At 70.2% G+C, this 21381-nt stretch carries 20 protein-coding genes; 11 read left to right on the top strand and 9 right to left on the bottom strand.

Features of this window, described 5'->3' with window-relative positions:
* Nucleotides 1–22: 22 nt before the first annotated feature.
* The gene (locus tag ABRP18_RS12375; RefSeq protein WP_349884744.1) at nucleotides 23–880 is read right to left on the bottom strand and encodes a MurR/RpiR family transcriptional regulator; all 858 of its coding nucleotides are present in this window, start codon (nucleotides 878–880) and stop codon (nucleotides 23–25) included.
* A 147-nt stretch (nucleotides 881–1027) separates the two neighbouring features.
* Here ABRP18_RS12375 and ABRP18_RS12370 point away from each other — a divergent pair, with 147 nt between their 5' ends.
* Genes ABRP18_RS12370 through ABRP18_RS12360 form a run of 3 tightly spaced genes read left to right on the top strand, consistent with a single transcriptional unit; the run spans nucleotide 1028 to nucleotide 3551 of the window.
* Nucleotides 1028–1924, top strand: a complete 897-nt coding sequence (locus ABRP18_RS12370; protein ID WP_349884743.1) for a BadF/BadG/BcrA/BcrD ATPase family protein — start codon at nucleotides 1028–1030, stop codon at nucleotides 1922–1924.
* The gene (gene murQ, locus ABRP18_RS12365; RefSeq protein WP_113681730.1) at nucleotides 1914–2849 is read left to right on the top strand and encodes an N-acetylmuramic acid 6-phosphate etherase; all 936 of its coding nucleotides are present in this window, start codon (nucleotides 1914–1916) and stop codon (nucleotides 2847–2849) included. Before ABRP18_RS12370 ends, murQ begins: the two co-directional genes overlap by 11 nt.
* A gap of 36 nt (nucleotides 2850–2885) precedes the next feature.
* A complete protein-coding gene (locus ABRP18_RS12360) occupies nucleotides 2886–3551 on the top strand; it encodes an SDR family oxidoreductase (RefSeq protein WP_127012442.1) in 666 nt (221 codons plus the stop codon).
* An 88-nt stretch (nucleotides 3552–3639) separates the two neighbouring features.
* Here the strand turns inward: ABRP18_RS12360 and ABRP18_RS12355 are convergent, their stop codons facing one another.
* Nucleotides 3640–5625: a primary-amine oxidase gene (locus ABRP18_RS12355; protein WP_113681731.1), complete on the bottom strand. Its 1986-nt coding sequence runs from the start codon at nucleotides 5623–5625 to the stop codon at nucleotides 3640–3642.
* Nucleotides 5626–5737: 112 nt separating this feature from the next.
* Nucleotides 5738–6322: a TetR/AcrR family transcriptional regulator gene (locus tag ABRP18_RS12350; protein ID WP_349884742.1), complete on the bottom strand. Its 585-nt coding sequence runs from the start codon at nucleotides 6320–6322 to the stop codon at nucleotides 5738–5740.
* 81 nt (nucleotides 6323–6403) lie between these two features.
* Here ABRP18_RS12350 and ABRP18_RS12345 point away from each other — a divergent pair, with 81 nt between their 5' ends.
* Nucleotides 6404–6955, top strand: a complete 552-nt coding sequence (locus ABRP18_RS12345) for a hypothetical protein (RefSeq protein ID WP_153002351.1) — start codon at nucleotides 6404–6406, stop codon at nucleotides 6953–6955.
* Nucleotides 6956–6964: 9 nt separating this feature from the next.
* Here the strand turns inward: ABRP18_RS12345 and ABRP18_RS12340 are convergent, their stop codons facing one another.
* The 6 genes from ABRP18_RS12340 to ABRP18_RS12315 are packed head-to-tail and all read right to left on the bottom strand — an operon-like array spanning nucleotide 6965 to nucleotide 13046.
* Complete coding sequence (locus ABRP18_RS12340) at nucleotides 6965–8182, bottom strand: multidrug effflux MFS transporter (RefSeq protein WP_349884741.1); 1218 nt, start codon at nucleotides 8180–8182, stop codon at nucleotides 6965–6967.
* A complete protein-coding gene (locus tag ABRP18_RS12335) occupies nucleotides 8179–9162 on the bottom strand; it encodes an alpha/beta hydrolase (protein ID WP_193761583.1) in 984 nt (327 codons plus the stop codon). The genes ABRP18_RS12340 and ABRP18_RS12335 overlap by 4 nt, the downstream gene beginning before the upstream one ends.
* Nucleotides 9159–10166 carry an alpha/beta hydrolase gene (locus ABRP18_RS12330; protein ID WP_141369090.1) on the bottom strand — a complete coding sequence of 336 codons (1008 nt, stop codon included), beginning with the start codon at nucleotides 10164–10166 and terminating at the stop codon, nucleotides 9159–9161. Before ABRP18_RS12330 ends, ABRP18_RS12335 begins: the two co-directional genes overlap by 4 nt.
* A 46-nt stretch (nucleotides 10167–10212) precedes the next feature.
* Nucleotides 10213–11181, bottom strand: coding sequence for an aldo/keto reductase (locus tag ABRP18_RS12325; RefSeq protein WP_349884740.1), 969 nt, complete (start codon nucleotides 11179–11181; stop codon nucleotides 10213–10215).
* Nucleotides 11182–11188: 7 nt separating this feature from the next.
* Nucleotides 11189–12289 carry a zinc-binding dehydrogenase gene (locus ABRP18_RS12320; RefSeq protein ID WP_349884739.1) on the bottom strand — a complete coding sequence of 367 codons (1101 nt, stop codon included), beginning with the start codon at nucleotides 12287–12289 and terminating at the stop codon, nucleotides 11189–11191.
* A 10-nt stretch (nucleotides 12290–12299) separates the two neighbouring features.
* Nucleotides 12300–13046, bottom strand: a complete 747-nt coding sequence (locus ABRP18_RS12315; protein WP_349884737.1) for an SDR family NAD(P)-dependent oxidoreductase — start codon at nucleotides 13044–13046, stop codon at nucleotides 12300–12302.
* 88 nt (nucleotides 13047–13134) lie between these two features.
* Here ABRP18_RS12315 and ABRP18_RS12310 point away from each other — a divergent pair, with 88 nt between their 5' ends.
* The 7 genes from ABRP18_RS12310 (at nucleotide 13135) to ABRP18_RS12280 (ending at nucleotide 21372) form a co-directional block, all read left to right on the top strand.
* Complete coding sequence (locus ABRP18_RS12310; RefSeq protein ID WP_349884736.1) at nucleotides 13135–14097, top strand: aldo/keto reductase; 963 nt, start codon at nucleotides 13135–13137, stop codon at nucleotides 14095–14097.
* 39 nt (nucleotides 14098–14136) lie between these two features.
* Entirely contained in the window at nucleotides 14137–14424 is a 288-nt protein-coding gene (locus ABRP18_RS12305; protein WP_349884735.1) for a hypothetical protein, read from the top strand.
* Nucleotides 14425–14441: 17 nt separating this feature from the next.
* Nucleotides 14442–15791 carry a DUF222 domain-containing protein gene (locus ABRP18_RS12300; protein ID WP_349884734.1) on the top strand — a complete coding sequence of 450 codons (1350 nt, stop codon included), beginning with the start codon at nucleotides 14442–14444 and terminating at the stop codon, nucleotides 15789–15791.
* A gap of 407 nt (nucleotides 15792–16198) precedes the next feature.
* Nucleotides 16199–17728, top strand: a complete 1530-nt coding sequence (locus tag ABRP18_RS12295) for an ABC transporter substrate-binding protein (protein WP_349884733.1) — start codon at nucleotides 16199–16201, stop codon at nucleotides 17726–17728.
* A gap of 70 nt (nucleotides 17729–17798) precedes the next feature.
* Nucleotides 17799–18740 carry an ABC transporter permease gene (locus ABRP18_RS12290; protein ID WP_349884732.1) on the top strand — a complete coding sequence of 314 codons (942 nt, stop codon included), beginning with the start codon at nucleotides 17799–17801 and terminating at the stop codon, nucleotides 18738–18740.
* A complete protein-coding gene (locus tag ABRP18_RS12285; RefSeq protein ID WP_349884731.1) occupies nucleotides 18737–20542 on the top strand; it encodes a dipeptide/oligopeptide/nickel ABC transporter permease/ATP-binding protein in 1806 nt (601 codons plus the stop codon). Before ABRP18_RS12290 ends, ABRP18_RS12285 begins: the two co-directional genes overlap by 4 nt.
* Complete coding sequence (locus ABRP18_RS12280) at nucleotides 20539–21372, top strand: ATP-binding cassette domain-containing protein (RefSeq protein WP_046749686.1); 834 nt, start codon at nucleotides 20539–20541, stop codon at nucleotides 21370–21372. The genes ABRP18_RS12285 and ABRP18_RS12280 overlap by 4 nt, the downstream gene beginning before the upstream one ends.
* The last annotated feature ends 9 nt before the right edge of the window (nucleotides 21373–21381 follow it).

The raw sequence follows: 21381 nt of genomic DNA, 5'->3' as shown, positions 1-21381 counted from the left end.
GGCGGCACTCGGGTGAGATCGCTCAGCCGCGAAGCTCTCGGGTCGCCTGGCCGGTGCGCTGCAGCGCGTCGACCGTCTCGGCGTAGCGGCGCTTGGCGACGCCGAGGAACAGGCAGTCCACGAGGGTGAGCTGGGCGATGCGACTCACCATCGCCCCCGCGCGGAAGCTCGACTCGCGCACCTCGGTGAACAGCGCATGGTCGGCCGCGCGGGCGAGCGGAGAGTCCTTGGCGGAGGTGACCGCGATCGTGGTCGCGCCGCTCGCACGCGCGGTCTCCAGGAACCGCACGGTCTCGAGGGTCGAACCCGAGTGCGAGAAGCCGATGGCGACCGTGCCCGCGGTGGGCAGCGCCGACACGGCGACGGCCTCGTGGGGGTCGGCGGGCATGTGGGCGTTGCGTCCGACACGGAGCAGCTTGTGGCTGAGGTCCTCGGCCACGAAGCGGCTGGCACCGAGGCCGTAGAGGAGGACGCGCTCCCCGCGGTCGATCGCGTCGACGGCAGCCTCGAGCACCTCGAAGTCGAGCCGCGCGACGGTCTCCTCGATCGCCAGCAGCTCGAGTGATGCGACCTTCGACACCGCTTCCTGCAGGGTGTCCGACTCCGAGATCTCCGACCCGTAGGCGCCCCGTGCCGAGAACTGGGCGGCCTCCTTGCCGAGTTCGGAGGCCAGGGCCATGCGCAACGGGGCGTACCCGCTGAAGCCGATCGCCCGGCAGAAGCGCACGACCGACGCGACGGAGGTGCCGCACTCCGCGGCGAGTTCGTTGATGGTGCTGTCGATCACGACGGAGGGGTTCTCACGCACGACGAGGGCGATGCGGGCGAGGGAAGGGGTCAGCGTGGATGCTGCCGCCTCGATCGTCGACTGGATGCTCATGCCGTCCTCCGTCGTGGTGAGTGCGAGGTGTGAGGTGCGAGGTGCGAGGTGCGAGGTGCGAGGTGCACGGTGTAAATTCTTTTTGCCGAGTCTACTTCCGATGTAGGCTCTTTTCACAGACTTTTTCGCCGATCCGGAGGAGGGCCCATGGACGCACGCGTCACGGCATCCGTCGACCTCGGCAAGTCGCGGTGCCGCGTCCTCGTCACCGGCCCCGACCGCCGGATCGTGCGTGACGGCGTCGGAGCGCCCGGACTCGCCGCAGCGGGCGGGGTGAAGAGCGCGCTCGAGGCCATCCTGCGGCTCCTGTCGGGCGACGAGGGTCTGGAGCTGGTCGGGGTGGGTGCGGCCGGCGCATGGCTCGCACCCGATGCTGCGCGGGATCTGGCCTCATCGCTCGCCGCGGCGACCGGAGCGCAGACCGCTGTCGCGTCCGACGTGGTCACCGCTCATGCGGGAGCCCTCGACGGCGGCGCCGGCGTGCTCCTCATCGCCGGGACCGGGGCGGCCGCGTTGGGCATCGACTCCGACGGCGCGCGCCTCGTCGACGGCTGGGGCCCTGAGCTCGGCGACCTCGGCAGCGGCTCGTGGCTCGGACGGGAAGCGCTGCGCGCCGTACTGCGCGCGAACGACTCGCTGGGGCCGAGCACGGTCCTCACCGCGGCGATCGCCGATCCGGTCGGCGACGTCGCCGACATCCAGGCGTGGCTCGCGGGCGGCGAGCCCCTTCCGCGGCGCCTCGCGACGCTCGCGCCCCTCGTGCTCGATGCCGCGCAGAACGGCGATGCGGCTGCCTCCGCGATCGTCGACGAGGGCGTCCGTCTGCTCACGGCGACGGCCACCGCCGCTTCCGCGCGCACCGCCGACACCGTCATCCACGGCGGTCTGACCGACCACGTCTGGTTCCGCCAGCAGCTCACGTCGTCCCTGCAGGCAGCCGAGCGTCGGGTCGTGCCCGCGCGCGGCGACGCCCTCGACGGGGCGCTGCTTCTCGCGCGCCGCACCGACCTCCCCCATGAAAGGTTCGTCCACCGTGCCGAATGACGACTCCCGCCTGACCGCCCTCCTCTCCGTGCTGGAGCGCCTCGACACCGAGGCCTCGACGACGGAGCGGGGCGACCTCGACCTGCTCGGCACGGCCGAGCTCGTGCGACGGATGAACGCGGAGGACCGCCGGGTGCCGGAAGCCGTCGCCGAGCGCGCGGAGGAGATCGCGACTGCCGTCGACGGCATCACCGAGCGGTTCCGTCGCGGCGGACGCCTCATCTACATCGGAGCGGGCACCGCGGGCCGCATCGGCGTGCTCGACGCGAGCGAGTGCCCGCCGACGTTCGGCACGGATCCCTCGATGGTGGTCGGTCTGATCGCGGGTGGTGAGGCGGCCATCCGCTCCGCCGTCGAGAACGCCGAGGACGACGACGCGGCCGCCGAGGCGTCGCTGCGCGAGCTCGGACTCACCGAGCGCGACACGGTGGTGGGCATCTCGGCCTCCGGCCGTACTCCTTACGTCGTCGGCGGCCTGACGTATGCGCGCGGCATCGGCGCGTTCACGGTGGCGATAGCGTCGAACGCCGACTCCGAGATCGGGGCCGCGGCCGAGGTCGCGATCGAGGTCGTCACCGGACCCGAGTTCATCTCCGGGTCCACGCGGCTGAAGTCCGGGACGGCGCAGAAGCTCGTCGTGAACATGCTCACGACGCTGTCGATGATCAACCTCGGCAAGACGTATCGCGGCGTCATGGTCGATCTGCTGGCCACGAACGAGAAGCTGCACGCCCGTTCGATCCGCACGGTGTCGCAGCTGTCCGGCGTCGACACCGCGGGGGCGGCCACGGCGCTGCAGGCGGCGGACGGCTCGGTCAAGCTCGCGCTGCTGATGCTCGCCGCCGACGCGACGGCGGATGCTGCGGCATCCGCGCTCGACGAGGCCGACGGGATCCTTCGCGACGCCATCACCGCGCTCGCCTGATCGGCGCGCTTCCCGCGCGTCCGATACGGTATGCGGATGCCCCTCGCTCTGATCACCGGCGCTGCGCGCGCCGACAGCATCGCCGCCGGAATCGTCCCCCGACTGCGCGCCGCCGGCTGGACCGTCGTCACCAGCGACCTGCGCGATGCCGACCACCCGGCCGACCTCTCCACGGTCGAGGGACCAGAAGCGCTGATCGCGGAGGTGACGGCGGCTCATGGACCGATCACCGCCCTCATCCTGAGTCACGCGCACGATGTGGAGTCAGGAGTGCTCGACACCACAGCGGAGAGCTTCGACCTGCACGTCGCCGTGAACGCGCGAGCGACCCTGCTGCTGATCGCGGCCTTCGCCCGTCAGGTCGGCGACGACGGGGGAGTGGTCCTGGCGTTGACCAGCGACCACGTGACCGGCAACCTCCCCTACGGCGCGTCGAAGGGGGCGCTCGACCGCCTCGTCATCTCCGCGGCGCGCGAGCTCGGCCCCCGGGGGATCTCCGCGAACGTGCTGAACCCCGGACCCGTCGACACCGGCTGGATGGACGACGAGACGCGCACGGGCCTGGCCGGCATGACCCCGCTCGGACGCCTCGGCCGGCCTGCGGATGTGGCGGCCGTGGTGGAGTTCCTCGTGTCCGACGAGGGTCGCTGGATCTCGGGGCAGCTGCTGAAGTCCGACGGGGCCTTCTCGGCGCAGTACTGACCGACGCCGGGCCCTGCGACCTGCGGGCCCGGTGCCTGTGCCTGTGCCTGTGCCGGTGCCCTGCAGGCTCGGCTCCGCAGGCGCAGGATCAGTGCTCGCAGGTGCAAGACCCTCCGCCGCAGCAGGCCGATGCCGCACCTCCGTGCGCCTGCGAGGACTCCGGCACGTCCATGGCCGGGTTCTGATCGAGGAACCCTGCGGGCTTGAACCAGAAGCCGGCGTAGTCGACGGGCATGATTGGCCAGTCCTCGGGGCGGGGGAAGTGCGTCAGGCCGAAGGTGTGCCAGAGCACGATGTCGTGTCCGTCGATGTCACGGTCCGCGGCGGCGTACTCCGGCAGTCCGGAGCCGCCCTGGTGGGCGTTCGGGTAGCGACCGGCCGGCCAGATCTGCCCCGGCTCGAAGCGCGTCGCCCACAGGTGCTTCGTCGCGAAGGCGGCGCGCGCGGCGACGGAGGACTCCGGGTCGGCCATCAGCAGCGCGGTCGGCTCCGGGATCAGGTGGTACGCCGTGGGTCGGCCGACGTGGTTCGTCCGCGAGGCGCTCTGCACCTCCCAGACCCGCGCCACAGAGGAGTCCGCGTCGCGCTGCGCCTCCGACTCCGTGCGCAGCGGTGTCTCCGACCATGTGAAGGCGTTGCCGAAGGGGTTGTCCTCGCCCATCGGGATGCGCTGGGCATCCACCTCGACGAGCCGGTTGTCCTCGCCGTCGATCGCGACGTCGAGGCGCGCGCAGAACAGGTGCTGGTGGACCGGGGCGAACACGCCGGGCGCGAGTTCGGTCGCATGCCTCTGCCGCACGCCGGGTTCACCCGCACCGGCGAACACGATGCCCGTGGCTTTGGCGACGACCTCGATCGAGCCGTCGAGGCCGAAGTTCCAGTAGAAGCCGTAGTCGTAGTTGCCGATCGTGGAGAAGTACGACACCACGAACCGACGGGAGCGGCGCACGTCGGAGCGACCGGCGAGGTCGGTGTGCTTCCAGAGGATGCCGTAGTCCTCCTCGTGCATGCAGATCACGTTCGGGATCCGTACCGGGTGGCCGTGGTCGTCGGCGACGTAGCCGTCGACGTACCGGATCACACCGAGGCAGTCGCAGCCGAGCTCGAGGTGGTTGGCGTTCTTGCCGAGCAGGTATTCGCCGGCGTCGAAGTAGCTGATCCAGAAGCGTCCGGGAGCGGTGTCGCCGTAGGGGACCACCATCTCCGGAACGCTCGCCCTGCTCAGCACGGATCGTCCCTGGAACGTGACGTCGTGCAGAACGAGTCCCTCGCGGGCGTTGAAGTCGACGCGCATCGACCAGCCCTCCCACTCCACGAGCGACCCGGTGACGGAGAAGCTGGGCCCCTCCGGCTGGGTGATCTCGATGGGCTTCAGAGTGGTGCGCGCCTCGCCCTGCACTTCGGGGTAGTAGTTGCCGTGTCCGGCCGGCACGGGCACGTCGCCATGGTCCTCGACGCGGATCACGCTGTTCGAGGTGAGGTCGATGTGCACGATGAGGCCTTCGACCGGGTGCGCCCACGGGGAGTCGTGCTCGTCGTGCTTGAGGAACGTCAGCGAGCGGATCACCCGGCGGCCCACCTCGTCGGCACGCCCGGTGTATCCGGGGGCGAGGGGGCCGCAGAAGGCGAGAGCCATGTGCTCCTCGAGCCCCCGACGCTTCATCGCGGCCTGCCATTCCGGCGAGGCCTTCGCGATGCTCTCCGCGCGCTCGTACTCCTCGAACAGATACTGCGGCTGTCCGTAGGGCGGGGCGTCGTTCGGCACCCGGTGCGTGCGCAGCACCTCACGACGGGTGATCGAGACCACGACCTCCGTGGCGATCCCGGTGGCGATGTCGAGCAGTGTCACGTCGACGCGGCGGTCGACGGCGGATCCGGCGGTCCACGTCGCGAGCTCGTCCTTGGTGGGCTCGTCGGGGAGCAGCATCGGCACGCGGGTGGTCGCCGTCATCAGACCAGCGGCGTCGAGCACCTCACGGGCGGCGGCGATCTCGGTTCCGGTGAGGGGATCGTGCGGGTGCGGAGCGGCGATCTTCCCGATCGACACGGGCTGCGGAGCATGGTGGGACATCATCGACCTCACTATTTTCGAGCGACTGCTCAATAAACGGGTTGGCACGATGATAGGGCCGACAGCCCGTCCTTCGCAACGGGGCGTCTTCCCGACGAGGCGTGCGGAGGGGGTCTCAGGCGCGCCAGGGGGCGAGCGCGGCGTCGAGCACGGCGAGGTGCGCGGCGGCGGACTGCGGCTCCGTGACCTCGACGATCTGCTGCCCGTAGGTGATGGAGCGCAGCAGCGTCACGATCGTCTCGGTCGGGGTGTCGGTGCGCAGCTCGCCGTCCTCGACTGCCTCGCGCAGCGCGAGCCGGGTGCTCTCCTGCCAGGTGGCGAGGGTGGGTACCGCCGCGTCCGGCGCGGGGGCGAGTGCTGCGAGGCGCCCCCAGAATCCGACCACGACGTGCGCCTCGGTGCGGGTGCGCTCATCGATCGGGAGCACCTCGCGCATGAGTGCGTGGAGGCGGGGGAGGCCGCGAAGTCCTGCCGTGGCCGCGGCGATGCGCTCCTCGGTGCGCCGGGTCACCTCGGTCGCGGCTGCGCGCACGACCTCGTCGAAGCCGTCGAAGTAGTGCCAGAGTGCACCCGTCGCGATGCCCAGCTCCTTCGCGACCGCCCGCGATGACACGCTCTCGTGTCCGTCGCGAGCGGCGACGGCGAGCAGCGCCTCGGCGATCTGCCTGCGGCGCTCATCGTGGTCGACGATGCGGGGCATGACTCCATCCTGGCGCATGGCGTCGAGACCTGCGGGATTGCGGTCTAGCGTTATTGAGCGATTGATCAATATACTGCGGCTGTGGATCACCTCCTCCCCGCAGCACCGTGGCTGATGGCCGCGGCGGCGGTCGTCTCGGCCGCCGCTACAGCGGCGCTCTGGCGCGCCGTGCCCTGGCAGGGGCGGCAGGCATCGCTCATCATGGCTGCAGCCATGCTCGCGCTCGCGGCGACCGACGGCCGCAACCCGCTGGTCGGGCTCGTCCTGGGTGCCGTGCTGCTGGTCTCGGCCATGGTGGGCACGATGGGGGTGCGCGGCACGGCGGCGGCGGCGAGCTGCTGTCATCGAGCGCTGGTCTCCCTGGTGATGGCGATGTGCGCGTTCGACGGAGTGGTGGCGGCAGATCCGGTCGGAGGAGGCGCCTCGGCATCCGTGTCGTCCGGTCACGGCGGGCACGGGCTGTCGGGAGTGCTGTCGGTGCTCGTGCTGGTCGGAGTCGTCGGGGTCGTGCTGTGGACGGTCGTCGCGGAGTGGTTCGTCGCCCCCGTGCATCGAGGTCGCACGGCGCGTCTGCTCACGGTCGAGTCGTGGGCGATGGCTGCCGGCGTCGCTGTCATGTGCCTCGGATTCTGAGCGGAGCTCTCAGACGACCGCGGCCGGGCGCACGAACGCCCACGCGGCGACCGCGGCGACGGCCGCAGCCACGGTCATCGTCACCGCCATCGTGACCGCGTTCGTGCCGCCGACTCCCGCGGCGATCGGCGCGAGCACGGGGCCGAACAGGAACGTCGACATGCCGAGCAGGGCAGAGGCGGTGCCCGCTCGTGCTCCGTGGTGGGCGAGCGCGAGGGTCTGGCCGTTGGGGCCACCAAGCCCCGAGCACAGCATGAAGCCGATCAACGCGGCGACGATGCCCGTGACGCCGACATCGGAGAGGGCGAGCGCCAGGAATGCGGTCGTCGCGACCAGCGTGGCCGAGATGCCGCCGAGGTACACGCGCAGCGGGCCCCATCTGCCGACCACGAGACGGCTGAGCTGGCTGCCGGCGATGCTGGCCAGCGCTCCGGCCGCGAAAGCGAGGCCGAACGACTGCGGGCTCAGGCCGAATTCGTCCTGCAGCACGAACGACGACATCGACAGGTAGGTGAAGAAGGCGACACCGCCTCCTGCTGCGGCGCACAGCACGGCCACGAACAGACGATCGCGGACGACGGCCCCGGCATGGAGTCCGAGCGTGCGCAGACCTCCGCCGTGACGGGCGGCGGCAGGCAGGGTCTCCGGCAGGGCGAGCACGACGACCAGGAGCAGCACGACACCCACCGCGCTGAGCACGCCGAAGATGCCTCGCCAATCCATGATCAGTGCGAGTTGACCGCCGACCACGGGTGCGACGATCGGCGCGGTGCCCGAGACCAGGAACAACAGCGACAGCATGCGCGACAGCTCGACGCCCTCGAACTGGTCGCGGGCGATCGCGAGGCAGATCACGATGCCGGCCGATCCCGCGAGACCCTGCAGGAAGCGGACCACCAGCAGGACCTCGATCGTCGGGGCGAGAGCACACAGGAGGGAGAGCACGGCGAAGGCCGAGACGCCCACCATGAGCGGGAACCTCCTGCCGAGACGATCGCTGAGCGGCCCGGCGACGAGCTGGCCGAGGCCGAGGCCGATCATGCACGCCGACATCGTCGCCTGAGCGAGCGCCTCGGTGGTGTCGAGGGACGCGGCGAGCTGCGGCAGCTGGGGCAGATACAGATCCATCGACAGCGGACCGAACGCCTCCAGCATGCCGAGCACGAGCATGGCACGCAGCGTGCCCATCCGCGGGCGCGGGGTCGGTCCGGACGAGGTGATGCTCATCCGTCCAGGCGCAGGGTGCGCCGCAGCCAGCTGTCGCGAGCGGCGACGGCCGCCCGTGAGACCTCCGCTTCGGGGGAGAAGCCGGAGAACCCGTGATAGCCGCCGGCCCAGACGTGCAGCTCCGCCCGACCTCCCGTCGCCCAGATGCGCAGGGCGTAGTCGACCGCCTCGTCTCGGAACGTCTCGGCCGCTCCGACCTCGATGAACGCGGGCGCGAGGCCGGACAGGTCGTCGGCGCGCGCGGGCGAGGTGTACGGGGAGACCCGGTCCGTGCCGCGGTCGGATCCGGTGATGGCGTTCCAGGCCGTGTCGTTGTTGTGGCGATCCCAGGCGCCGAACCCGTCGTACTGGCGACTGGAGACGGTGTCGTTGCGGTCGTCGAGCATCGGGCAGCCGAGCAGCTGTCCTGCCAGGCGTGGGCCGCCGCGGTCGCGTGTCATCAGGGCGACGGCAGCGGAGAGCCCGCCGCCCGCGCTCATGCCGGAGGCGATGATGCGGTCCGGGTCGATGCCGAGCTCGTCGGCGTGCGCGGCCATCCACTCCAATGCCGCGTAGCAGTCCTCCGCCTGTGCGGGACCGGGATGCTCGGGGGCGAGGCGGTACTCGACGGCGACGCCGATCACGCCGTGGCGTTCCGCGAGGTCGATGAGCTCGCCCGTGCCGAAGAACCGGGTGCCGAGGACCATGCCGCCGCCGTGGATCGACAGCACGGCCGGCGCCGGTGCATACGCGGGTGCGGTCGGGCGGACGATCGTGACCTCGATGTCGGGGGCGCCGTCGGGGCCGGGGATGGTCCGGTCCTCCCAGGTGACCGCCCGCCCGGCGGCCTGTGTCGCCATGGGCGGGATGATCGTCGCGAAGTGGTCGCGGTTGGCGTGGATCGTCTCGGCGCGCAGCGGGATCACCTCGACGAGGTCGACGAACGCGGTCAGCCCCGGGACGAGCGCGGGGTCGTACGGCACCGGCGCGGGGGCGGTCATCGGGCTTCCAGCCAGATCCGGCGCAGCCAGGAGGCGCGGGTGGCGAGGGCCGCGCGCGAGATCTCGGCATCCGGCATGTACATGTCGAAGCCGTGCGCGCCACCGCCCCACACGTGCAACTCCGCCTGACCGCCGGTGGCCCAGATGCGCAGCGCGTACTCGGTGTCCTCGTCGCGGAAGGCCTCCGCCTCGCCGACCTCGATGAAGGCGGGTGGGAGGGAGGCGAGGTCGGTCGCACGGCTCGGAGCGGCGTACGCCGGGGCTTCCGGGCTGAAGGCGAGGTCGTCGCCGAGCACGCACGACCAGGCGAGCAGGTTCATCTCCCGCTGCCAGGTGCCGATGCCGTCGTACTGGCGGCTCGCGACGGTGGTGTTCGTGTTGTCGATCATCGGGCACAGCAGCAGCTGCCCTGCCATGACCGGTCCGCGCCGGTCGCGGGCCATCAGCGCGACGGCCGCCGTGAGGCCACCACCGGCGCTGCCGCCTCCGACCACGATGCGATCGGGGTCGATCCCGAGGTCGGCGGCGTGGGCGTGCACCCAGAGGAAGGCGGCGTAGCAGTCTTCGACTCCGGCCGGGAAAGGGTCCTCCGGCGCGAGACGGTACTCGACGTTCACTGCGACGACGTGGTGCTCGGCGACGATGTCGACCACGCGGCCGGTCTCCCAGGAGCGGTGTCCGACGATCATGCCCCCACCGTGGATGTTCACGAAGCCGGGGAGCACCTCGTGCGCGGTGCCGACGGGACGGAACACCGTGATCTCGATGTCAGGGGCGCCGGCGGGGCCGGGGATCATCCGGTCCTCCCACTCGATCGCACGTCCGGCGATCACAGCGTCGTTGTCGGGGAACATGCGGTCGGTGCCCTCGCGCGGGAGGGTGTCGCGGGTCAGCGCCGGCTGCGGGTTCCTGTCGAGCTCATCGAGCACGGCCTGCACCTCGGGGTCGAACGGCACGGGGGTGAGGGTGGGGCGTCCGGTGGCGGTGGCGGTGGGGGTGGTCATGGGTCTCCTTGCGAGGCTTCGGGCGGGCACGGTCGCGGGGCGGTGTTCAGGGGCCCTCGGGGTCGACGACGTCGCGGTCGGCCCAGAACGGTTCGACGAGTTCGCGGAGCGTCGTGGCGCCGACGCGCTCGACCAGCGCGGCGGCGTCGAGGTTCGCCCGCAGCTGCGCGACGCTCGATGCGCCGAAGAGCGTGGTCGTGAGGGCGGGATGCGTGAGGGTGAACGCCAGGCCGAGCTGTGCGGGCGAGACGTCGAGCGATTCCGCGAGCGCCGTGAACGCGGGCACGTCGGCGATGATCCGCGTTCGGATGTCTCCGGGGTCGCGGCCGATCTGCCGGTCGCCGTTCACCTTTCCGGCGAGCACGCCGCCTTCCAGGCAGTCCGAAGCCTGCAGGGTGAGGCCCTGCTCCCACAGGCGGGCGAACGGGGCGCCGTCGGGGATCGAGCGTCGGGACACGCTGTACTTCAGCTGTGCGATCTGCGGGCCGGCGACCCCCTCTCGTGCGGCGAGGTCGATCAGGGTCTGGATGCTCGAGGTCGACCAGTTGTTCACGCCCCACGCGCGGATGAGTCCGGCTTCGGTGAGTCGGGCGAGATCGATCACGAGGTCGCGCAGGTCGAGGTCGTCCCGCCGCAGGTCGCCCAGGATCACGAGGTCGGCGTGCTCGACCCCCACCCGCATCAGGGCGTTCTCGAGCTGCGGGCGGAAGCCGTCGGCGTCGAAGGCCTCGAGCCACAGCTTCGACGACAGCAGCCAGTCCTCACGGGCGAGACCGGCGGCGCGGACCATGGCGGAGAAGATGACATCCGTGAACACGGGCGGGGCGCCGGGTGCGGAGTACACGCCGACGTCGAAGAGGTTGACACCGCGCTCCACGGCCTCCCGCAGCATGGCCACCGCGTCGGCGAAGTCCATGCGGTCGTAGGTGTGCCAGGAGCCGAGGGAGAACAGCGAGGCGTCGATGCCGCTGCGACCGATCTCGCGGCGGGGGACGGTGCGGAGGGGAGTGGTCATCGGAGGCTCACATTCTCGGGTCGATGACGGCCTTGACCTCATCGAGGTGGTGCATGCGGGTGATCTTCTCCGAGGCGTCGGCGAGACCGACGGGGGCGCTGAACAGGGCGTCCCACGGGTAGCGATCGGCGAAGGCGGCGAAGAAGTCGATGGCCCTGGCGTAGTCCGAGATGTCGCCGTTCAGCGAGCCGACCACCGTGAGCTCCTTGCCCATGATCGTGCTGAGGGCGAAGCCGTCGCCCGCTGGCCCCGTGGAGCCGACGATCGCGATCGTGCCGCGCTGCGCGGCCATGCCGACGGCGTCGGGGCCGACGCTCGGTGCCCCGGCGAAGTCGAAGACGTGGTCGGCGCCGAGGCCGCCGGTGAGCTCGAGAACCTGATCCACGACGGGTCCGTCGCGGAAGTCGACGACGGCATCCGCACCGAAGCGCGCGGCGAGCTCGAGGCGGACGGCGGGAGCGCCGACCGTGATGACGCGACCCGCACCGGCGATCTTCGCGACGGCGGTGGCGAAGATGCCGAGGGCTCCGGACCCCTGGACCACGACGGTCGAGCCTGGACGGATGCGGCCCGCGCGCTCGAAGGCGCGCAGCACGGTCTTCGCCGCGCATCCCGCCATCGACGCCCACGTGTCCTTGACCGTCGGCGGCAGCAGCAGCTTGGCTGCACCGGGGGTGACGTAGGCGTACTCGGAGAGCCCCGCGGTGGCGAACGGGTGCACATCGGCGCGCTGCAGGAATCCGTAGCCGCGGCGCGAGCAGGCGACGGGTTCGCGCAGCACGACGCAGCCGTGGCACTCCCCGCAAGTCGACTCCGACCAGCCGATGCGGTCGCCGGCGGAGAGCGGTCGACCCAGCGCATCGCGGGTATGCGTGCCGACGGCGACGATCTCGCCGACCATCTCGTGCCCGAGGACCATGGGCAGCATGCCGGGGAAGGTCATCCTCCCCTCCCAGATCTCGATGTCGGTGCCGCACAGCGTGGTGCAGGCGATGCGCACGAGCGCGGCGCCCGGTTCGACCTCGCTCGGGAGGGGGAGCTCCTGCAGTGTGAGGGGTTCGCCGTGGGCGGTGAGCACGGCGGCGCGGGTGAGGGTGGGTATCGACATGGGGGTCCTCTCAGACCAGGAGCTGGCCGCCGTCGACGGCGACCGAGACTCCGGTGATGTGGTTGGCGGCGTCGCTCGCGAGGAACAGCACGAGCGGCGTGATCTGGTCGACCTCGGCGATGCTCCCGAGGGGGATGCGGGACTCCCAGGCGGCTCGGGCGTCGGGGTCGGAGGCGAAGCCGGCCGTCAGCGGGGTGAGGACCGGACCCGGTGCGACGGCGTTCACGCGCACTCCCGAGGCGGAGAGCTCGAGGGCGGCGGTGCGAGTGAAGGCGTCGACCGCGGCCTTCGTCGCCTCGTAGTGTCCGAGGCCCGCGGTGGGCTGGCGGGCGCCGATCGAGGAGATGTTGACGATCGAACCGTGCCCCGCCTCGGCCAGCAGTGCGCCGAAGACGTGGAGCATGAGGAACGTGCCGCGCACGTTGACGCGGAGGACGGCATCCACCACATCCACCGGTACCTCCTGCAGCGTGCCGCCACCAGCGACGATGCCGGCGTTGTTGACCAGCACCTCGATGCCGCCGGACTCCCTGACCCGCTCGGCCGCCGCTCGCACCGACGCTTCGTCGCCGATGTCGAGGGGGAGCGGGGTGGCGCCGATCTCGGCGGCGACGGCAGCGGCTGCGTCGGCGTCCACGTCGCCGATGAACACCTCGTCGCCGGCCGTGCGGAAGGCGGTGGCGATGCCGCGGCCGAGCCCGGACGCCCCTCCGGTGACCAGGATGCGGCGGGGGGAAACGGTCGTGTTCGTCCTCACTGACGGGTGTTCTGACGGGATGAGTCCGTTATATTCTACAAACATAGAAAAACACAACCCCGTGCCACGAGACGGCGAAGGAGCCCTCATGCCCGATCCGACATATCCCCGCACACCCCTGTTCTCGGGCGGGGCGCCGGTGCCGCCGCTCGCCCTGGGGTCGTGGAACACCTGGGATCGCATGGAGCGGGACGAGGCGGTCACCCTCATCCGGCGCGCGGTGGAGCTCGATGCGGGGTTCTTCGACGTCGCGTACTACAACATGGGTCCGCACGCCGAGAACTCCCGCACCGACATCCTGTTCGGCGAGGCGCTGCGGGCGAGCGGCGTCGACCGCGCGGACATCGTGCTGTGCGGGAAGCTCTGGGTGTGGGACTGGCCGAACCAGGGGTTCCGTGCGCAGCTCGTGGAGTCGCTGCAGCGGGCCGGCCTCGACCGGTTCGACACCCTCGTGGTGGGCGACTACGTCGATGCCCCCGACCTGCCGCGGCTCGTGGCCGACGTGAACGCGCTGATCGACGAAGGGCTCGTCGGTTCCTGGGGCATCAACAACTGGCGCATCGAACACACGCGGCAGGCTCTCGCGGAATCCGAAGCTCAGGGGGTGGCCGGACCGGTGTTCGCACAGTTGAAGTACGGCATCGCTCGTCGGTCGATGGCGGAAGGCGACGCCTACGGGCCGCTGTTCGCCGACGGCACGCTCACCCTCCAGGCGTCGGACGTTTTCGAGGGAGGCATCCTCGCCACCGGACGGATGCCGGAACGGAAGATCGGCGCCGACGTCGGCGGGATCCGTGAGCGGATCGCGGCCGTCTACCCCGAGGTCGCGCGGGTCGCCGAGGGGTTCGGCGTGACGCCGGCAGCACTCGGCATCGCTTTCTGCCTGTCCAACCCCGCGACGGCGAACGTGCTGTTCGGCGCCTCACGCGTCGCACAGCTCGAGCTCAACCATGCCGCCCTCGCGCTGGCGCGCGACCACGGCGACGAGGTGCGCACCGCCCTCGCCGACTGCTGGGTCGACCGCGGAGTGCGGGCGGATGGAGCGTGGTGAGTGGTGAGTGGTGAGTGGTGAGTGGAGGGGGAGTGCGGGGTGGTGTTCACGACTGGCATGATGCGCATGGCGGGAAGCGGAGAGAGGGTGTCGGTCGAGCTGCAGCTGACGGCTGGCGAAGCGCTGGTGCTCTTCGAATGGCTGGCCGCTGCCAACGGGAGTGGTGAGCTCGTGGTGGATGAGGCGCAGCGGCGCGTGCTCTGGGATCTGGAGTCGCAGCTCGAGACGAAGCTCGTCGAGCCGTTCCTCCCCGGGTATCGTGCGCTGGTCGATGAGGCGCGGAATGCCGGAATGAGATCGAACATAACTTCGAATGTCGAGCGCTGATTCGATAGAATCGAGGCATGTCGAAGTTGGCCGTGTTGCACGAGGCGATGTCCCGCCTCGATGCGGCGTGGGCCGACGCCAAGAGTTCGGAAGACCTCTCGCGTGAGCAGCTGATCGCGGTGAGCACGTCGATCGGCGTGCTGCAACGCCGGCTGGACGCGGTGCACATCGAGGTCGCCGCATGCATCTCGCGGGAGTCGCGTCCGGAGTTGGGGGCGGAGAGCCTTGCGAAGCAGCAGGGCTTCCGGAATCCGGCGACCTTGATCGCGGCGACTGTCGGGGTGTCGCGCGGTGAGGCGCATCGGCTGGTGAAGGTCGGAGAGGCGGTCGCATCACGCGCCGATCTCCTCGGTGTACCGCTGCCGGCGAGGTATCCGCTGATTCGGGAGGCACTCGACGCGGGCGCACTCAGCGCTCAGGCGGCAGCGGTGATCATCGCGCTGCTCGACCGATGCCGCGTGGTGGTCGGTGTCGAGCGTGTCGCCGAAGCGGAGCGTGTGCTGGTAGAGAAGTCGGCGGGGCTCGCGATCGACGACGTACGGAAGCTGGTCGTGCGGGCGGAAGCCTGGTTGGACCCGGATGGGGTGGAGTCGCGTCTCGAGGAGCAACGTTCCCGACGATCCCTGACCATCCACGAGCGCGGCGGGATGGTGCATCTGAACGCCGTCCTCGATGCGGAGACTGCCGCGCCCGTCGTGACCGCCATCCGCGGCTACGTGAGCGCCGCATTCGCCGCCCGGAAGGATGCGACGGCCCCGGACGCGCCCGATGCCGATCGTCGCACCGTGCCGATGATCCAGGCCGATGCGCTCGCGGTGTTCGCCGGGCATGTGCTCGACTGCGAGGCTCGCGTGCCGTTGGCGGGCGCGACCGTCATCGTGCGGGTGGATCTCGACGCGCTGGAAGCGGGTGTGGGATCGGCCGAGATCGACGGAATCGAGCAGCCCGTCAGCATCGGAGCTGCGCGGCGGATGGCTGCGGGCGGGGGAGTGATCCCGTGCGTACTCGGTACCGTGAGCGAGGTGCTCGACTGGGGGCGGGAGAAGCGCCTCTTCACGCGGTCGCAACGACTGGCCCTCGTGGATAGGGACGGCGGCTGCGCCATGTGCGGACTCCCCCCGGAGATGACGAAGGCGCACCATATCCGCTGGTGGACACGCGACCAGGGGCCGACCGATCTCTCGAACGGCGTGCTGCTGTGCGAGACCTGTCATCACCGCATCCACGACAACGGGTGGGGCATCCGCATCGGTGGCGGTGGCGGTGGCCGTGGTCGCGAAAAGGTGTGGTTCCTGCCGCCCGCCTCGGTTGATCCGGCGCGCACTCCGCGGCTGGGTGGGCGAGCACGCTTCGATGTCGCTGCCTGAGGGTGGTGCTGCCTGAGGGTGGTGCTGCCTGAGGGTGGTGCTGCCTGAGGGTGGTGCTGCCTGAGGGTGGTGCTGCCTGAGGGTGGTGCTGCCTGAGGGTGGTGCTGCCAGAGGGTGGTGCTGCCTGAGGGTGGTGCTGCCTGAGGGTGGTGCTGCCTGAGAGGGGCGCTGCCTGAGGCGGGCGTCGCCTGAACGGGGTGCCGATCTGCCGCTATGCCTGCGCGCTCGGACAAGCCCGGTGCGCCCCCGGGCATGGGGTGGGGCATCCGCAGCAACAATCGCCCTTGCGCTCTTTTTCCACACCTGTAGACTAACCAGCGCGACACATCGAGGTGACGCCGGATCCGGCTACCGGCCAGCGGCACTCCGAGCCTTCTTCACCACCCTTGCACCCGAGAGAAGGAACCATGAAACGAATGCCCCTCGCGCTCGCCGCAGCCGTGGCCGCGACCCTCGCGCTCACCAGCTGCAGCGGCGGCGCAACGCCCTCCCCGTCCGACGGCAGTGCTGCCGAAGACCCCGACGCCCTGAACATCGGCAACTTCCTCGACATCACGTCGTGGGATCCCTCCCTCGCCGACATCGGCTTCGACGGTCCGTACCTCTCCGCGGTCTACGACGCCCTGATCGCCCTCGACGCCGACGGCGAACCGATCCCGTCGCTGGCCACAGACTGGACGGTCGCCGACGACGACCTGAGCATCGACCTCGACATCCGCACCGACGCCGTGTTCAGCGACGGCACCCCGGTCGACGTCGACGCCGTCATCACCAGCCTCGAGTACCTGAAGGCCGGAGCGCGCTCCGGGGAGGCCTACGTCAACGTCGCCTCGTTCGAGAAGGTCGACGACGACACCGTGCGCATCGTGCTCACACAGCGCGATGACACGATCCTCTACTTCATGGGCCTCGGCCGCAGCTACGTGGCCTCGCCCGCGGCCATCGAGGCGGGAACACTCGGCAGCGAGCCGATCGGCTCCGGCCCGTACGTCCTCGACAGCGCCACGAGCGTCGCCGGTGCGGAGTACCACTTCACCAAGACCGCCGACTACTGGGATGCCGAGACCTATCCGTTCTCCGAGCTCGCGATCTACCCGATCACCGACGCCACCGCCCGACACAACGCGATGCTCAGCGGCCAGATCAACGTGCAGTACGGCGACGTCGCCAACCTCGAGCAGGCGAAGCAGCAGGGCTGGAACACCGCGGAGCGCGTCTCCGGCTGGGCCGGACTCGTCATCACCGACCACACCGGCGCGAAGAGCGAGCCCCTCGGCAAGCTCGAGGTGCGCCAGGCCCTGAACTACGCCTTCGACGGCGCCGCGATCCTGGCCGCCGTCGGCAGCGGTGCCGGCGTCGCCACGAACCAGGTGTTCCCCGACGGCGGCACAGTCAACGACCCCGCCCTCAACGAGACCTACGCCTACAACATGGACAAGGCCAAGAAGCTGCTCGCCGACGCCGGCTACCCCGACGGGTTCGCGATCTCGATGCCCATGTCGCCCATCTTCGAGATGTGGAAGCCCTCCGCGGAGCAGGCGCTCAACGAGCTGGGTGTCACGGTCACCTGGGACAACATGCAGATGCCCGACTACCAGCTGAACGCGCCGAACTACCCGATGTTCATCTCGTTCCTCGCGATGGACGGCAACGACGTCGCGACGGTGGCCCGTCAGGTCACCAGCGTGCAGTGGTTCAACCCCGAACCCGACTATGCCCAGAACGAGGTCATCGCCCCGCTCGTCGACAAGGTGCAGAAGGAACGCGGCGACGCGCAGACCGACGCCGTCAAGGAGCTCAACAAGGCCCTCGTCGATCAGGCGTGGTGGTCGGTCTGGTACCAGGCCAACAACATCTACTACACGGCACCCGGCATCCAGCTGCAGCCCGTCGTCGGGATGATGTTCCCCACCCTGCGCTACATCACCCAGGGCTGATGCCCTCCGGGGGCGGCCACGACACGGCCGCCCCCGGGTCCTGCCCCCTCCGACCCCTCCCGAGGTTCTCATGCTTGTGTTCACGGCGAAGCGGGTGCTGTCCGGCATCCTCCTGCTCGTCGCGGTCTCGATCGGCACCTTCTTCCTGGCGCACCTGGCCATCAGCGACCCGACCGCATCCCTGCTCGGCACCACGGCGAGCCCAGCGCAGCAGGCGGCGTTGGCCGAGAAGATCGGTCTCGACCGTCCGCTCCTCGTGCAGTTCTGGGACTGGCTCTCACACGCCGTGCTGCTCGACTTCGGCGTCTCCTGGCGCAACTTCCAACCGGTGAGCGCGCAGCTCGCGATCAAGGTCCCGGTGACGCTGAGCGTCGTGACCTTCGCGACGCTCATCACCGCGGTCGTCGGCATCGGGTTCGGCATGATCACCGGACTCCGACCCGGCACCTGGTTCGACCGCATCATCAAGGGCATCTCCGTCGTGCTGTTCGCACTCCCGGGATTCTGGGTCAGCCTCGTGCTGGTGATGTGGCTCGCCGTGCAGCTGAAGTGGTTCCCGGCCGTGGGCTACGTGCCCCCGACGCAGTCCGTCGACGGCTGGCTGCGCTCCATCACCCTTCCGGCGATCTCGCTCGCGCTGGGCGGCATCGTCGCGGTGTCGGAGGAGCTGCGCAACGCCGTCATCGCGCAGAGCCGACAGGACTGGGTACGCACTCTCCGCAGCCGAGGACTCTCCGCCGCCCGCGTCAACCTGCACATCCTGCGAAACGCCTCGCCGGCGGCCCTCACCGTGATCGCGCTCATGTTCGTCGGCCTCCTCTCCGGCGCGATCGTGGTCGAGCAGATCTTCAGCCTCCCGGGGCTCGGCCAGCTCACGAACCAGTCATCGCAGAACGGTGACATCCCCATGCTGCTCGGCATCACGGTCGTCTCCGTCGTCTTCGTCGTCCTCATCAACCTCCTGCTCGACCTCGTGCTCGGCTGGATCAATCCGAAGGTGCGCGTCGCATGACCACGACAGACATCAGGGTCGCGTTCGACCGCGCGGCGCAGAAGCGGAGGTCGAGCCTGTTCCGGCGGTTCCTCCGTCACCCCGGCGGGTATATCCCGCTCGCGATCTTCGTGCTCATCGTGCTGGTGGGCGTGTTCGCCCCGCTGCTCGCACCGATGGACCCGAACTTCGTCGACCTGTCCGCCGCGAAGGCCGCACCGGGACCGGAGCATCTGCTCGGTGGCGACTCCACGGGGCGGGACATCCTCAGCCGCCTCATCTACGGCACCCGCACGACGCTGTGGGGCGCGCTCATCACGATCGTCACCGCCCTCGTGATCGGTGTGCCCGCCGGTGTCGCCGCCGGTTACTTCGGGGGAGCGTTCGACCGGGTCTCCACATGGATCAGCGATGCCCTGCAGTCGATCCCCGGCATGATCATCCTGCTCGTCGTGGCCGCAGGGTCTCGCAACAATTTCGAACTGCTGATGGCCACCGTCGGCGTGTTCATGGTGCCCGGCTACTTCCGCATCGCCCGCTCGCAGACGCTCGCCGTGCGCAGCGAGCCCTACATCGACGCCGCGAGGGTCTCCGGACTCTCCGACGGACGGATCATCTTCCGCCACGTGATCAAGGCCGTCTATCCGCCCGTGATCATCCAGACGGCGCTGACCGCCGGTATCGCGATGGGCATGCAGGCAGGCCTCCAGTTCCTCGGCATCGGCGACTCCAACGTCCCGAGCTGGGGAGCCATGATGCTGGAGGGCTTCCGCCTCATGCTCACGTATCCGCTCATGCTGCTGTGGCCGTCGGCGGCCCTCGGGCTCACGATCGCGGTGCTCGCGATCATGGGGTCGACGCTCGCCGAGCTGGTGCAGGTGCGCACGCCACGGGTGTCCCGTCGTCGGAAGGACGTCGCCGTCTCCGCTGCCGGGTCCGCCGCCCTCTCCGGACCGGATTCCCCGTCCGGCACGGTGCAGCACGCCGCGGAGGCCTCGGCTCTGCGCGTGGAGAACCTCCGGGTCGTGCACGCCACACCGAACGGCGAGACCGAGGTGGTGCACGGGGTGACCCTCGACGTCGCGCCCGGCGAGGTCGTCGGCATCGTCGGCGAGTCGGGATCCGGCAAGTCGCAGACGGTCTTCTCGGTGCTCGACCTGCTTCCGGCCACCGGGCGGGCGACCGCCGACGCGATCTGGGTCGGTGGTGTCGACGTCACGCGGGCGACACCCGCGCAGCGCCATGCCCTGCTGGGGCGCTCCATCGGCTACGTGCCGCAGGAGCCGATGAGCAACCTCGACCCCTCGTACACGATCGGCCATCAGCTGGTCGAGCCGCTGCGCCGCACGCATGGGCTCAGCAAGGCTGCGGCGAAGGAGCGCGCCAGGGCGATGCTCGTGCGAGTAGGCCTCACCGACCCCGACCGGGTGATGCGCAGCTACCCCCACCAGGTGTCGGGAGGCATGGCGCAACGGGTGCTGATCGCGGGGGCTATCGCCGGCAAGCCGTCGCTCCTCGTCGCCGACGAACCGACGACCGCGCTCGACGTCACGGTGCAGGCCGAGGTGCTGGAGCTGCTGCGCGAGCTGCAGGCGGAGTACGGGATGGCGTTGCTCATCGTCACGCACAACTTCGGCGTCGTGGCGGACATCTGCGATCGGGTGATTGTGATGCGCGGCGGCGACATCGTGGAGTCGGGCCCTGTCGACGACCTCTTCGCCGCCCCTGCCGTCGACTACACGCGAGAACTGATCGCCGCGTCGCTCGACGACGCCGAGGGCAGAGCCGAGCTCGACCGCCGCACGACGGGAGTCCCCGCATGAACCCGCTGCTCGAGGTGAACGACCTGGTCGTGGAATACGGTCGCGGACGGCAGGCCTACCGGGCACTGCACGGCGTCTCGCTCGACATCGCACCCGGGGAGTGCCTCGGTCTGGTCGGAGAGTCCGGGTCGGGGAAGTCGACACTCGGCAAGGCCATCCTCGGGCTCGCTCCCGTCACAGCCGGCAGCATCCGGTTCGACGGGCGTGAGATCAGCCACCTCGGCACCCGTCATCGCCGAGCGCTCGCCGATGACGTGCAGGTCGTATTCCAGGACCCCTACGGCTCGCTGAATCCCGCAATGACGATCGGCGACATCCTCGCTGAGCCGCTGCTCACCACCGGCATCGGTGCCAAGGCCGCAGAGGCGAAGGTACGGGAGATGCTCGATCGCGTGCGGCTGCCGTCGACGTCGGTGGACCGGTATCCGAGCGAGTTCTCCGGCGGGCAGAGGCAGCGGGTCGCGATCGCCCGCGCGCTGGTGCGGGGCCCTCGCCTGATCGTGTGCGACGAGCCGGTGAGTGCGCTCGACCTCACCACGCAGGCGACGATCCTCGACCTGTTCATCGAGCTGCAGCGCGACACCGGTGTGGCCTACCTTTTCGTCTCCCACGACCTGGGCGTCGTGCGACGGGTCTGCCATCGGGTCGCGGTGATGTACCGCGGTGAGCTGGTCGAGGTCGGGGAGGGCGAGCAGGTGACCCGTGCCCCCGAGCACCCCTACTCCGAGCGCCTTCGGCTGGCCTCGCCTGTCGCCGACCCGCGCGCCCAGCGCGAACGTCGCGCGCAGTGGCTCGCTCTGCGGGAGGTGCGCGATGCGGCGGTACGGTAGCTCCAGGCC

Source organism: Microbacterium sp. WHRI 7836, from assembly GCF_040223885.2.
Classification (GTDB): Bacteria; Actinomycetota; Actinomycetes; order Actinomycetales; family Microbacteriaceae; genus Microbacterium; species Microbacterium oxydans.
Note: the sequence above shows the minus strand (reverse complement) of the source record. Positions and strands in the feature narration are given on the sequence as shown.